The sequence below is a fragment of the Maribacter sp. Asnod2-G09 genome (assembly GCF_045063795.1).
Classification (GTDB): Bacteria; Bacteroidota; Bacteroidia; order Flavobacteriales; family Flavobacteriaceae; genus Maribacter.
This window is the reverse complement of record NZ_JBEFOA010000002.1, coordinates 149,707-163,341: the sequence shown is the minus strand read 5'-3', so window position 1 is coordinate 163,341 and position 13,635 is coordinate 149,707. Positions and strand designations below refer to the sequence as shown.

Below are 13,635 nucleotides of genomic sequence, written 5' to 3'. Positions count from 1 at the left end.
AAGTGGTCACGATAATAGACAATTTTTAAAAACGTTATATTTACTTAATAACAAAACCAAACCCTATGATTTTCTTCGGTACCGGATCAGCAAATCTTGATTCCGTAAAAACAAGAAATATTACTTGTCAACACTGCAACAATCAAGATACTATTTACATTAATATTTACAGAAAGCATGCGCACGTATTTTGGATTCCAATGTTTCCATTAGGGAAAAGTGGTAGTTCTTATTGCACTCATTGTAAAGAGACCTTATCTCCAAAACAAATGCCTGAAGCGCTTAAAATGCAATATAAAAAGATTAAAAGTGAAGCGAAAGGACCCATATGGCAGTTTTCAGGACTTTTAGTTTTAGCTCTCTTAATTGGGTTTGTAATTTATTCTAGCGGGAAAGACAAAGAAAATACGCAGCTATATTTATCAGCTCCGGCTGTTGGTGACGTATATAAATATAAAGCAGATAATGGCAGTTACTCTACGATGAGACTTGAGAAAGTAACTTCAGATAGTTTATACCTTTCTTTAAACGATTATGAAATATCAAAAAAATCTAGACTTTATAAAATTGATAAAGAAGAGAACTATTCTGAGGTAACCTATGGGTATTCAAAAAATGAAATTTCTCAAATGCAGAAAGAAGGTATTATTTTCGATATCAATAGAGATTAAGATTTATTATAAAAGTCAGATTACCAATAAATCTACAATGCTTATTGAAAACAAACTAAAACCTGAGAAGTTAACTTCTCAGGTTTTTTTTATACATACTACCGTAAACTCAAATTTTTGTTAGCCTTCAAAATAAGGATTTACTTATAAAATCTACAACTACACTTATCAATTAAAAGATATAGTATAAGTGATTCTTTTATACAACGTCATTGATAAAATTTTAAGGAATATTTTAAAACTCGAAGTAATTGAACAACTATCATTTCAACTACACTCCCAGATTTATATCTAACTAAATTTGATTTTATGTTAACTATATTCTTATCTAAGTTCTCCCCTTCTTAAACATATCGCACTATATAAACAATACAATCGATATGAAGTCTCTATCATAGATAGAGTTAGTTAACTGTAGAAATGATTATTTTAAAATTGGTAGTAGTAGTAGTAGTAGTAGTAGTATTAGTGATGATGTTCGTATTTCTATACCCTTGTCATTGGGCGTTTATGGAGCAGGGTCTGTTGGATTTATGGTATAAAAAAAGCCCCTTACATTTCTGTAAAGGGCTTTCGAAAAAGGCGGCTACCTACTCTCCCACTTGGTATAGCAGTACCATCGGCGCAAACGGTCTTAACTTCCCTGTTCGGAATGGATTAATCTTCCTCGTTTGCGGGGTGCAAATGTACACACTATTCTTAATAACACAAGCCTTTTTGAAATAAAAAAAACAAAGTTTTTTATCCTCAGCATAACAGCATGATTTACCGTACGTTAGAAACAACGAAATTCACATAAAAATTGAACAACAATGATTACCTCAATACACATTATAGCCTTCCACTATTAAACTGGTTTGTGTTTCTCAATTTCAAACAGCATTAGATACTCAAAAAAGAAGTTTCAACTAGTCATTATATTACATATTAAGACCTAAAAAAAGTGTAAACAACATATAATAGTGTAGCAATTTTAATATCTATACTCTTACTACAGTAAAAAACATAAGCAGAAAAAAATTGATTTTAATTGTTACTCATATATACTACATAGAATTCTTGCAACTTGAACTTGGTATATCATAAATCAGTAACTATAATCATCCGTTTTAATCTCTACTTAAAAAGAGTTCTTCCGATACTATCTATACATACTAACACGATTTTCAATACACACGACAATAAAAAATAAAAACCACATCATTAATAGTCCATTCGACACCTAAGCTCTACCTATATAAATAGGCAAGACCAACTCACCTCATTACAATAATCATTAAAACACAAAAAAGCCACACCTTTTAAGATGTGGCTTTAAAACCTAGTGACCTCGAAGGGATTCAAACCCCCAACCCTCAGAGCCGAAACCTGCCTGCCGGCAGGCAGGTCTGATGAGCTACATTAATTGTTAAGAATACTCTTTAAGTACTCGCGACCAATACCAGATTTAAAATATTTTTCTCTAACCCTTGCCTCTATTCTAGTTTCAAATTCTTCATTATAAACTAAAACCCAAGGAAGAAACCCCTTAGTTGATTTGTTCTTACCCAAATTATGCTCTTCTATTCTTTTCGGAAGATTATTAGTCATGCCTTTATAAAAACGACCATCAACTTCACTTCTTAAAATATAAACGTAAAACATAATTTAAAATAAAAAGGTCCTGCAAAAGCAAGACCTTAAATTTAAATGACCTCGAAGGGATTCAAACCCCCAACCCTCAGAGCCGAAACCTGCCTGCCGGCAGGCAGGTCTGATGAGCTACATTAATTGTTAAGAATACTCTTTAAGTACTCGCGACCAATACCAGATTTAAAATATTTTTCTCTAACCCTTGCCTCTATTCTAGTTTCAAATTCTTCATTATAAACTAAAACCCAAGGAAGAAACCCCTTAGTTGATTTGTTCTTACCCAAATTATGCTCTTCTATTCTTTTCGGAAGATTATTAGTCATGCCTTTATAAAAACGACCATCAACTTCACTTCTTAAAATATAAACGTAAAACATAATTTAAAATAAAAAGGTCCTGCAAAAGCAAGACCTTAAATTTAAGTGACCTCGAAGGGATTCAAACCCCCAACCCTCAGAGCCGAAATCTGATGCGCTATTCAGTTGCGCCACGAGGCCATTATTTTATATTCAGTGTTCAATTAGCAATCAGCAAAATTGAAAATGCCCTAATACTAATCTATGTTATGCTAATTTCTTCTTTACAATTGTTGATATTAATTTACCATCTGCTTGACCGGCTAATTCTTTAGAAACAATCCCCATAACCTTACCCATATCCTTCATTCCTGAAGCACCAGTAGCATCTATAGTTTGAACGACTACTTTTTCTACTTCTTCTTCTGTAAGTTGTTCTGGCAAAAATTGTTCTATTACCGCAATCTGTGCTAATTCTGGATCAGCAAGATCTTGTCTTCCTTGTTCTATAAAAATAGCAGCACTGTCTTTTCTTTGTTTTACTAACTTCTGTACTATTTGAATCTCATCATCTTCAGTTATCTCATCACCTCCACTAGTGCTCGCTACTAATAAAGCAGATTTAATAGCCCTAAGTGATTCTAGCGCTACAGCATCCTTTGCTTTCATAGCCAATTTCAACTGCTCCATTACTTTTTGCTGTAAACCCATTTCATCTATATTTTGGTCTGCAAAGATAAAAAAATAAAACCCGAAAACTAACTTAGTTTTCGGGTTTAAAAATATTGTGAGACTATTATTAGTCTACATTATCATGTAAAAATGAGTTATTAGAACGCAACTGTATATCGTCATTACTATCTCCACTTAATGATGTTCTAGAAATCTTCTTTTCTCGTGAACTTTCGATCAAATCAACACCTTGTCTTTGGTATGCCGGTTTCTTTTCGTCATAACTAGTAGGTGCATTGTTTTTGAACTTATAATTGAAATCTTTCAATTTTCTTCTACGTTCATCTGCTCTATCTCTCAATAACTCTTCAATCGGCGTTTCCATTGGATCTAATTGTTCCTCTGGGTGCGCTTCTCTTTTTGGAGCTACGGTCTTTCTCTCGAATACCAACTCGTCTTCAATAATTTTAGGCTCGAACTCTTCTGCCTTAGATTTTGCACCAGTCAGCTTACTTTCTAACTGCATGTAGTCATCTAAACTATAGCGTTTTTCACCATTCTTATTATACTCTAATACTGGTACAATTTCGATGCTTTCGTTAACATCAATATCTTTTACTTCATCATGTAGATCAAACATGATTACATTTTCTTTTTCTTCCTCATCTCTTGAAGAACTTTCAAAACCAACTGTAAATTGATCATCTTCTTCTTCGACTTGTATCTCTTCTGGTTCAACTACTTCCAAATCTCTAAAAGATGTAGGCGCATCTACGATAACAAAATCCTCTTCTGAAACATTTTCCGCTAGTACTTCCTCGTAAAAAACATTGAAATTTTTAATATAGTTCGTTGTAGGTATCAAGTCAAAATCTTCTTCCTCAACGAACTCATACTTTTTTACGGGTTTGACTTGTTTTACCTCCTCTTCCTCATCGTCCATTTCTAAAGTATGAACCGTTTTTTGGTTCGATAACAACATTGCCTCTGCACGTTGTCCTTCCTCCAAAGTATGTATGATTTTCTTTGACTCAGTATTTACTATATCATCTTGTTGCTCAATATTAAAACCTGTAGCAATTACCGTTACAGCAATAGCTTCGCCTAAGCTCTCATCTTCACCAACACCCATAATGATGTTTGCTCCGTATCCTGCCTCAATTTGAATATGATCATTGATTTCACCAATCTCATCGATAGTAATTTCTTGAGCACCAGAAACGATCAATAACAATACATTTTTAGCACCTTGAATTTTATTATCGTTCAATAACGGAGAATCTAATGCCTTCATGATTGCTTCATTAGCTCTTGCAGAACCAGATGAAATAGCAGAACCCATAATAGCAGTACCACTATTAGATAGTACTGTTTTAGCATCACGTAAATCTATGTTTTGTGTATAGTGATGTGTAATAACTTCTGCAATACCTCTAGCAGCAGTTGCTAATACTTCATCAGCTTTAGAGAAACCAGCTTTGAAACCTAGGTTTCCGTATACTTCTCTTAATTTATTGTTATTAATGACGATCAGCGAATCGACATTATTGCGTAATTTTTCAATACCACGTTGTGCTTGTTCAACTCGCATTTTACCTTCGAATTGAAACGGCATAGTAACGATACCGACAGTAAGAACATCCATTTCTTTTGCAAACTTGGCAATTACGGGAGCAGCACCAGTTCCTGTTCCCCCACCCATACCTGCAGTAATGAAGATCATTTTAGTAGTTGTATCCAACATACTTTTTATCTCTTCCATACTTTCCATGGCAGCTTGTTCACCTACTTCAGGATTGGCACCAGCACCCAAACCTTCAGTTAATGACATGCCTAATTGTATTTTGTTTGGCACCGGACTATTGTCTAAAGCCTGAGAATCTGTATTGCAGATTACAAAATCAACTCCGTTAATTCCTGCTTGGAACATGTGATTAATGGCATTACTACCACCGCCACCTACACCAATGACTTTTATAACGTTGCTTTGATTCTTTGGTAGATCAAAGGAGATATTATCAAATTCGCTGTTCTTACTCATATTCTAATTATTACTGGTTATGTATTCTCTTGTGCTATGCTTATTACTCTGCGTTATCTAAAAATTCTTTCAATTTTTCAGACCACTTATCAAAAACAGATTTTCTTTCTTTATGCAGGTTCGGGCGTGCTACTGCTTCGGTATCTCGCTCTGCATACACCAACTCCTCTTCTTCCTGCTCAAGTTCTTGTTCTTGTAAAATTTCTTCTTGCGTTAATTTCAACTTCTCTTGATTTTTAATGGCATTCATTAAAAGTCCAACAGCTGTTGCGTATAACGGACTAGCAACTTCTTCATCAGAATCGCCTGCTAGGTGCTCGTTAGGGTACCCGATACGAGTATCCATACCTGTTATATATTCTACTAATTGCTTTAAATGCTTTAGTTGGCTCCCACCACCTGTTAACACGATACCTGCAATCAATTTTTTCTTTTGTTCTTCGTGACCGTAGTTTTTGATTTCTACATAAACCTGCTCGATAATCTCAACTACACGTGCATGAATTATTTTAGAAAGATTTTTTAAAGAAATTTCTTTTGGCTCTCTACCACGTAAACCTGGTATAGATACAATTTCATTATCTCTATTCTCTCCTGGCCAAGCTGAACCAAATCTGGTTTTCAACAACTCTGCCTGTTTTTCTATAATCGAACATCCTTCTTTAATATCTTCCGTAATGACTCCGCCACCGAAAGGTATTACCGCAGTATGCCTAATGATACCATCTTTGAAAATAGCCAGATCAGTTGTACCACCACCTATATCGATCAATGCTACACCTGCCTCTTTTTCTTCTTGACTTAATACTGCATCAGATGACGCTAATGGCTCTAATGTTATATTTCCTAAATCTAACCCTGCACTTTTAATGCAACGACCTACATTCTTTATAGAAACAACTTGACCAACTACTACATGAAAGTTAGCCTCTAGCCTACCACCATACATACCAACAGGCTCGCGTATTTCAGCTTGACCATCAACTTTGTATTCTTGTGGTAAAACATGAATAATCTCTTCACCCGGTAGCATAATCAATTTGTGCACTTGATTACATAGTAAGTCTACATCTTCGTCGCCGATTACTTCCTCAGAATCTTTTCTGGTGATGTAATCGCTGTGCTGTAAACTTCTTATATGTTGACCAGCGATACCCACAACAACAGATCCAATTTTAAGACCAGAATTTGCTTCTGCCTCTTCAACCGCCTGCTGAATAGATTTTATGGTTTGGGTAATATTATTTACCACACCTCTGTGTACACCTAAACTTTTGGACTTACCGATACCCAAAATCTCAATTTTACCATACTCGTTTTGCTTTCCGATTATGGCAACGATTTTCGTTGTTCCAATGTCTAAACCGACTGAATATTTAGTTTGTTCCATTTTAATTATATTTTAGTGCACACCACCTGGTTATTGAATTCTAAACTTACTTCTGCATAATCCTCCAAGGTTTCATCCTTGTTCGCTTTGGCATAAAATGCCTTAAAATTGCTAAACTTGGCCTCTAAATCTTCAATACCGCCTATGTTCACAACAAAATTGTTAAGCCTTAATCGTAACTGATATTCTTCTTCTCCTTTAATGTGAATACCAATAACAGATTCACGAAAAAAATCGTCCATATTTATATGTTCCAATATGACATAGACATCTTCAAGGCTTTTACCACTGATATTGCCCGTTATGATGGGAACTCTTGCTGAATGATTATTTGAAAGCGGCATTCTCTTTCCTTCATCGTCCAAATAGAATTTTGAATTCCCCTCAATACGTCCTATTGGCTTACGTTGAACTATTCTCGACGTCAGCTCACCATCTATTGTTAGATAGACTTGTGCACTTTTTACCATTTCATTGGCCTCAAGGGCCTTTTCTACAGTATTCAAAACTATATTTTCTTTAGGCACATTATCAAGGCTCCCGTAATTTTGTATTAACAATTTATTAACCGTTCCTTCGGTGAGGTATAAATTTTGATCCCCAACGAATTCTACCTTCATTCCCGTAACATTCTTGGCGCTATTACGCTCATTCGAAAAAGCATATAACCCCATGATTACTAGAACCAAAGCAGCTAACTTTATAAAATTCCAATTAACCTGCATACGACATTTCTTTTTTTATTTTCACCACTTCTAAACCTATATCTCCAGCTCCCATTGTTAGTAAAACTTCAGGATCTTGTTTTTTTATCTCAGAAAGGATTTGTTCTTTTGAAATTAATTTTTTATTACTACTTGTCACCTTCTCCAATAACCATTCTGCCGTAACTCCTTCAATCGGCTCTTCTCTAGCCGGATAGATATCTAACAACAATATATTCTCGAATTGCGATAAGCTTTTTGCGAACTCATCTGCAAAATCACGTGTTCTTGAAAACAGATGTGGCTGAAAAATTGCCAACACTTTTTTATTCGGATGCATTTCTGCAACTGCTTCAAAAACAGCATTTATCTCTGTTGGGTGATGTGCATAATCATCAATAAAAATGAAATCATCACTTTTAATCTGATACGAAAATCGCCTTTGCACTCCTTTAAACGTTGCTAATGCCTCTGCAAGGCGATGCGGCGGGGAACCTGCTTGCATCGCCATTGCGAAAGCTACCAAACCGTTCAACAAATTATGTCGCCCAGGTTTACTAAATTCAACCCCTTCTAGTTTGAGGATAGGGGTCTCCAAATCGAATATGTAGGTGCCATGTTCTATTTTTATGTTCCGGATGCAATAATCCGAATCGTCTTCTATACCATAGGTCAACCCTTCTAAAGGCAAACCATTACGAACAAATAGTTTACCACCCGGTTTTAAGCGTTTGGTAAAATCAACAAATGTTCTTTCCAATTCTTGCGCATCACCATAAATATCAAGGTGATCAGCATCCATAGACGTAACACACGCTACATTTGGCGTCAACTGCATAAATGAACGATCAAACTCATCTGCTTCGACTACCGAATAGTCTGTTCCTTCTAAAAGGAAATTACTATTAAAGTCTTCTGAAATTCCGCCTAAGAACGCTGTCATTTTTACTCCTGTTTCTTTTAACAAATGCGCCAAAATACTAGAGGTCGTTGTTTTACCATGTGTACCGGCAACCGCCAAACAGAAAGAGTCTTTGGTAATTAAACCAAGTACCTCTGAGCGTTTCTTAATCGTGAACCCATTATTTAAAAAATACTGATATTCAGAATGACTAGAAGGTACCGCTGGCGTATACACTACCAAGGTATGCGCTGCGTCATTCTTATATTCATCTGGCACTGTATCAATATCATCTGTATAGTGAATATCCATACCTGAACTTGCCAATTCTTGTGTTAGCGGAGTCTCGGTTTTATCGTACCCTGCAACCGCTTTATCAATGAACGCAAAATAACGCGCCAAAGCAGACATACCTATGCCCCCTATGCCAATAAAATACACCCTATGTATTTGCGTTACGTTCATTTTATTTGATCAATTTTTCTATTTCATCGCAGATATCAGATGTTGCATTTGGTAATGCCAACGACTTAATATTCTTTGATAATTCTTGTTGCTTTTCTGCGGATTTAAATACAGATTCAAACTCCGTTTTAAATGTTGTATCAAGTTCTTTCTCCCTAATCATAATTGCAGCATTATGACCAACAAGGGATAATGCATTCATGGTCTGGTGATCTTCTGCTACAACTGGCGACGGAATAAAGAATGTTGGTTTCCCAACCAAACACAATTCTGACACCGCACCTGCACCTGCTCTTGAAATGATAAAATCTGCAGCTACATAAGCTTTATCCATCGAGTTTAAAAAAGCATGTACTTTAATATTCTCTGACTGATGCGATTTGTAGGTTTCGTAATACCCATTTCCACATTGCCATATCACTTGCAATCCTAATGCCTCAAAATATTCTAAATGATCAGCTACCAACTGGTTGATGCGTCTTGCCCCTAAACTTCCACCTAATACTAAAAGTGTTTTCTTATCGGCATTCAATTCAAAATACTGTAAAGCTTCATTTTTAGTAGCTTTCAATACCACCAAATCTGAACGTACAGGATTACCTGTTTTTACAATTTTATCTTTCGGAAAAAATTTCTCCATGCCATCATAGGCCACGCAGATTTTTTTCACTTTGTCTTTTAATAGTTTATTGGTAATACCAGCAAAGGAATTCTGTTCTTGCAATACACAAGGTATACCCTTAGTGGTTGCCATTTTTAACAACGGACCACTAGCAAAACCACCCGTACCAATTACGGCGTGTGGTTTAAACCTCGATACGATGCTATTTGCTCTCATTAAACTACTTATCAATTTTATTGGAAAAAGTAGATTTTTAAGGGTCAGTTTCCGCTGAATTCCCGTAATCCACAATCCTTCTATTTTATACCCTGCTTGCGGCACTTTCTCCATTTCCATTCTATCCTTCGCCCCTACGAACAAAAACTCCGCATCAGGATATCTCCTTTTCAGTTCGTTCGCTATGGCAATGGCCGGATAAATATGTCCGCCAGTACCTCCTCCTGATAAAATGAACTTATAACTGCCCACTTAAAATCTCTAAAGGGTTCGTTTCATCTATATCAACATCATTGCCAGAAGCACTCTCCTGCGCTATACTTTTATTACTTGCACTTAAAATGATTCCTATTGCCAAACAGGTCATCCAACTAGAGGTACCACCACTACTGATCAATGGTAAATTCTGTCCCGTTACCGGAAATAATTCTACCGCAACCGCCATGTTTATCAGCGCTTGAAAAACAATAGGTAATCCTACCCCTAGCACTAATAATTTGCTAAAGATCGATGCACATCCGTTAGCGACGACCACTATCCTAAACAACAGAAACAAGTAAAATAACATCAAAATAAATCCACCTATTAAACCATATTCTTCAACGATAATCGCATAGATAAAATCTGATGAACTCTGTGGCAAAAAGTTCTTTTGCACACTTTTTCCCGCTCCTTTACCCATTACTCCACCTGTGGCTATGGCTATTTTTGCTCTTTCTATTTGATAGGTTCCTTCTGAATCTTCAGGATTAGAGAAACTATCGATCCTGCTCATCCACGTATCTACCCTATTTGGAAACAAATCTGGAAATGCTTTTGCCGTTAGCACGAATATGGACAAGCACACTATTCCCGTTCCTATAATGCCCAATAAGTATTTCATAGGATATCCTCCTAAAAAACATAATACCATGACCATAGAAAATACTATGGCTGCCGTTGAAAAGTTCGCTGGCAATATTAACGCCACTACAGCAAATACTGGCAACCACAATGGAACAATGCTTTCAGTAAACGTTATTTTAATATCTCTAACCTTAGAGAAATAACGCGCTACATATATCATTAACACTACTGCCGCCAAGTTAGAAGGCTGAAAACCAAAACCTACCAATGGCAAACGGATCCAACGACTAGCATTGGTACCACCACTTGAAGTACCTTGCGCCAATACAAATATGAGCAATACCAACACTATGGGCAGCGCTATCATGGATAACCCCTTAAAAAAGTGTGTAGGTATCTTATGTACCCCGTATATAATTCCAAAACCTAAAAACAACAGTATGGCATGTTTTACCAAATGACCAACTGGCGTACCGCTACCTACTACATAGACCAAATTACTACTGGCACTATATACTGGTAGAAATGAAAATAAGGCCAAGAGTGCCGCAATGGCCCAAATAGCTTTATCTCCTTTTATGTTTTGAAATATATTCAACACCTTATAGGTTCTTTACACAGTTCTTAAATTGATCTCCGCGATCCTCATAGTTCTTAAACAAATCGAAACTTGCACATGCCGGTGATAACAAAACCGTATCACCACGCTCTGCAATTTTATAAGCCACTTTCACAGCTTCTTCCATAGCATATGTTTCTACTAATAGATCCACGGCATTACCAAATACATGCTTGATTTTTTCATTATCCTCACCCAAGCAAATAATCGCTTTTACTTTTTCTCTTACCAATGGCATTAACTCCATGTACTCATTGCCTTTATCTACACCACCTACGATCCAAACAGTAGGTGTTTTCATGCTATCCAATGCGTAATAAGCAGCATTTACATTTGTTGCTTTTGAGTCATTGATATATTCCACATGATGTATTTTCAACACCTTTTCCAAACGGTGGGGAGCCCCTTGAAAATTAGAAACACAAGCTCTTATCGTTTCCTTACGGATACCGACTAATTTAGCAATTGTTGCCGCTGCCATTGTGTTCTTTACATTGTGCTGACCTTCTAAGGCCAAAGTGTTCTTCGTCATGCTAATAGTGTCTGTTGTTGTTTTTATTATAATCTCGTTTTGTTCTATAAATGCGCCTTGTTCAAATACTTTATTCAATGAAAAGGGTATTAACTTTGATTTAACCGGGTGCTTGTTCAGCCATTCTACCAAAACCGTATCATCTGCATCATAAATCAAATAATCGTTTTCGTCTTGGTTTTCTGCAATTCTAAATTTAGATGCGATATAGTTTTCAAACTCATACTCATACCGATCTAAGTGATCTGGTGTAATATTCGTAATCACGGCAATGTGTGGTTTAAAATCCACTATGCCGTCTAATTGAAAACTGCTGATCTCAAGCACGTAATACTCAAAATCATTCTCTGCAACCATTTTCGCATAACTATCACCAATGTTTCCTGCCATACCCACTTTTAATCCGGCGTTTGCCAAAATGTGGTTGGTTAGCATGGTAGTCGTTGTTTTTCCATTGCTACCCGTGATACCAATGATTTTTGCATCGGTGTATTTTGATGCAAATTCAATCTCTGATATTACAGGAACACCTTTCGCTACCAACTGCTTTACCAAGGGTACTTTGTCTGGTATACCCGGACTCTTCATTACCAAATCGGCTTTTAGTATGCGGTCTTCAGAATGCTGTTCTTCTTCCCAATCAATTCCAAAATGTTCAAGAACGTTTTTATACTTCTCTTTAATTTTTCCTTTATCAGATACAAATACATCGTATCCTTTTTTCAATCCTAAAATGGCTGTCCCTACTCCACTTTCTCCTCCTCCAAGAACTACCAATAATGCCATTATCTAATTTTTAAGGTCACTACAGTTACAATTGCCAATAGTATACCTACAATCCAAAAACGGGTTACGATCTTACTTTCATGGTACCCCATTTTCTGGTAGTGGTGATGTAATGGAGACATTAAGAATATACGTCTACCCTCACCAAATTTTTTCTTTGTGTATTTAAAATACCCTACTTGTATCATCACTGAAAGCGACTCCGCAAAGAAGATTCCACATAACACCGGTATCAATAATTCTTTACGTACTATTATTGCGATTACAGCAATTACTCCACCAATAGTCAAACTACCCGTATCACCCATAAATACTTGTGCCGGGAATGCATTGTACCATAAGAATCCAATCAAGGCTCCAGCAAAAGCGGTAATGAATACCAGTAACTCACCTACTCGTGGTATGTACATTATGTCCAAATAATCAGAAAAAATGATGTTACCAGATACTAAGGCAAAAATGCCCAACGTAAATACAATAATTGCGGATGTACCTGCCGCAAGTCCGTCTATTCCATCGGTTAAATTTGCGCCGTTAGATACTGCAGTTACAATCAAAATGATAATTGGTATAAACAGTAACCACGCATATTCTTTTGCTCCATCGCCTGCCCATGATATTAGACTACCATAATCAAACTCATTATTCTTAAAAAAAGGTACTGTTGTCATGGTCGACTTTATCTCTGCGCCTTTTACTTGTTCTACCGTGTAGTCTTTAGTAATGATTGTTTTATCATGATCACGCATGGTCACCTCTGGGTGAAAATAAAGTACTGCACCTACTATTAGCCCTAATACTACCTGACCTAAGACTTTAAACTTACCTTTTAGACCTTCTTTGTTCTTTTTGAATACTTTGATGTAATCATCTAAAAAGCCAATTGCCCCCATCCACAACGTGGTGAATATCAATAGTATAATGTAAATATTCTCTAACCTCGCAAACAACAATACCGGTATCAATGTGGACATAATGATAATAACTCCACCCATTGTTGGCGTACCTGCTTTTTGCTTTTGACCATCCAGACCTAAATCGCGAATAGTCTCTCCTACTTGTTGCTTTTGTAGAAATAGAATTACACGCTTACCGTACACTGTTGCAATCATCAATGAAAACAGAATAGCCATTGCCGCACGGAATGTGCTGAACTGAAACAGCGAAGCTCCAGGCAACTGGTATTGTTTTTCTAAATATTCGAACAGGTAGGTTAACATATAATCTGTATTCTTTGCTACT

The 13,635-nt window shown here is 36.3% G+C and carries 12 protein-coding genes and 1 tRNA gene; 1 reads left to right on the top strand and 12 read right to left on the bottom strand.

Annotated features, from left to right (window positions below):
• The first annotated feature begins 65 nt into the window (after positions 1-65).
• On the top strand, positions 66-671 hold the full coding sequence (locus tag ACJJVT_RS00730; protein WP_405395630.1) for a hypothetical protein: 606 nt from the start codon (positions 66-68) through the stop codon (positions 669-671).
• 1,401 nt (positions 672-2,072) lie between these two features.
• On the opposite strand, the gene ACJJVT_RS00725 is transcribed toward ACJJVT_RS00730, so the two are convergent.
• The 12 genes from ACJJVT_RS00725 to mraY form a co-directional block, all read right to left on the bottom strand.
• Positions 2,073-2,315: a GIY-YIG nuclease family protein gene (locus ACJJVT_RS00725; RefSeq protein WP_405395629.1), complete on the bottom strand. Its 243-nt coding sequence runs from the start codon at positions 2,313-2,315 to the stop codon at positions 2,073-2,075.
• A 122-nt stretch (positions 2,316-2,437) separates the two neighbouring features.
• Positions 2,438-2,680, bottom strand: a complete 243-nt coding sequence (locus ACJJVT_RS00720; protein ID WP_405395629.1) for a GIY-YIG nuclease family protein — start codon at positions 2,678-2,680, stop codon at positions 2,438-2,440.
• A 46-nt stretch (positions 2,681-2,726) separates the two neighbouring features.
• Positions 2,727-2,800: transfer RNA gene (locus ACJJVT_RS00715), tRNA-Arg, on the bottom strand.
• Between the two features lie 66 nt (positions 2,801-2,866).
• A complete protein-coding gene (locus ACJJVT_RS00710) occupies positions 2,867-3,310 on the bottom strand; it encodes a GatB/YqeY domain-containing protein (RefSeq protein ID WP_405395628.1) in 444 nt (147 codons plus the stop codon).
• A gap of 88 nt (positions 3,311-3,398) precedes the next feature.
• Positions 3,399-5,312 carry a cell division protein FtsZ gene (gene ftsZ / locus ACJJVT_RS00705; protein WP_405395625.1) on the bottom strand — a complete coding sequence of 638 codons (1,914 nt, stop codon included), beginning with the start codon at positions 5,310-5,312 and terminating at the stop codon, positions 3,399-3,401.
• 43 nt (positions 5,313-5,355) lie between these two features.
• The gene (gene ftsA, locus ACJJVT_RS00700) at positions 5,356-6,702 is read right to left on the bottom strand and encodes a cell division protein FtsA (RefSeq protein WP_324025601.1); all 1,347 of its coding nucleotides are present in this window, start codon (positions 6,700-6,702) and stop codon (positions 5,356-5,358) included.
• A 5-nt stretch (positions 6,703-6,707) separates the two neighbouring features.
• The gene (locus ACJJVT_RS00695; RefSeq protein ID WP_405395623.1) at positions 6,708-7,427 is read right to left on the bottom strand and encodes a cell division protein FtsQ/DivIB; all 720 of its coding nucleotides are present in this window, start codon (positions 7,425-7,427) and stop codon (positions 6,708-6,710) included.
• Entirely contained in the window at positions 7,417-8,772 is a 1,356-nt protein-coding gene (gene murC, locus ACJJVT_RS00690; RefSeq protein ID WP_405395622.1) for a UDP-N-acetylmuramate--L-alanine ligase, read from the bottom strand. The genes ACJJVT_RS00695 and murC overlap by 11 nt, the downstream gene beginning before the upstream one ends.
• A 1-nt stretch (position 8,773) precedes the next feature.
• Positions 8,774-9,862, bottom strand: coding sequence for an undecaprenyldiphospho-muramoylpentapeptide beta-N-acetylglucosaminyltransferase (gene murG, locus ACJJVT_RS00685; RefSeq protein WP_405395620.1), 1,089 nt, complete (start codon positions 9,860-9,862; stop codon positions 8,774-8,776).
• Positions 9,849-11,057: an FtsW/RodA/SpoVE family cell cycle protein gene (locus ACJJVT_RS00680; RefSeq protein ID WP_405395618.1), complete on the bottom strand. Its 1,209-nt coding sequence runs from the start codon at positions 11,055-11,057 to the stop codon at positions 9,849-9,851. The genes murG and ACJJVT_RS00680 overlap by 14 nt, the downstream gene beginning before the upstream one ends.
• A gap of 1 nt (position 11,058) precedes the next feature.
• A complete protein-coding gene (murD, locus tag ACJJVT_RS00675; protein WP_405395616.1) occupies positions 11,059-12,393 on the bottom strand; it encodes a UDP-N-acetylmuramoyl-L-alanine--D-glutamate ligase in 1,335 nt (444 codons plus the stop codon).
• Complete coding sequence (gene mraY, locus ACJJVT_RS00670; protein WP_405395614.1) at positions 12,393-13,613, bottom strand: phospho-N-acetylmuramoyl-pentapeptide-transferase; 1,221 nt, start codon at positions 13,611-13,613, stop codon at positions 12,393-12,395. The genes murD and mraY overlap by 1 nt, the downstream gene beginning before the upstream one ends.
• Positions 13,614-13,635 lie beyond the last annotated feature (22 nt).

Bases quoted from the DNA above. Each gene is read 5' to 3' on its own strand.
- ACJJVT_RS00730 (WP_405395630.1), top strand. From the start codon at position 66: ATGATTTTCTTCGGTACCGGATCAGCAAATCTTGATTCCGTAAAAACA.
- ACJJVT_RS00725 (WP_405395629.1), bottom strand. From the start codon at position 2,315: ATGTTTTACGTTTATATTTTAAGAAGTGAAGTTGATGGTCGTTTTTAT.
- ACJJVT_RS00720 (WP_405395629.1), bottom strand. From the start codon at position 2,680: ATGTTTTACGTTTATATTTTAAGAAGTGAAGTTGATGGTCGTTTTTAT.
- ACJJVT_RS00710 (WP_405395628.1), bottom strand. From the start codon at position 3,310: ATGGGTTTACAGCAAAAAGTAATGGAGCAGTTGAAATTGGCTATGAAA.
- ftsZ (WP_405395625.1), bottom strand. From the start codon at position 5,312: ATGAGTAAGAACAGCGAATTTGATAATATCTCCTTTGATCTACCAAAG.
- ftsA (WP_324025601.1), bottom strand. From the start codon at position 6,702: ATGGAACAAACTAAATATTCAGTCGGTTTAGACATTGGAACAACGAAA.
- ACJJVT_RS00695 (WP_405395623.1), bottom strand. From the start codon at position 7,427: ATGCAGGTTAATTGGAATTTTATAAAGTTAGCTGCTTTGGTTCTAGTA.
- murC (WP_405395622.1), bottom strand. From the start codon at position 8,772: ATGAACGTAACGCAAATACATAGGGTGTATTTTATTGGCATAGGGGGC.
- murD (WP_405395616.1), bottom strand. From the start codon at position 12,393: ATGGCATTATTGGTAGTTCTTGGAGGAGGAGAAAGTGGAGTAGGGACA.
- mraY (WP_405395614.1), bottom strand. From the start codon at position 13,613: ATGTTAACCTACCTGTTCGAATATTTAGAAAAACAATACCAGTTGCCT.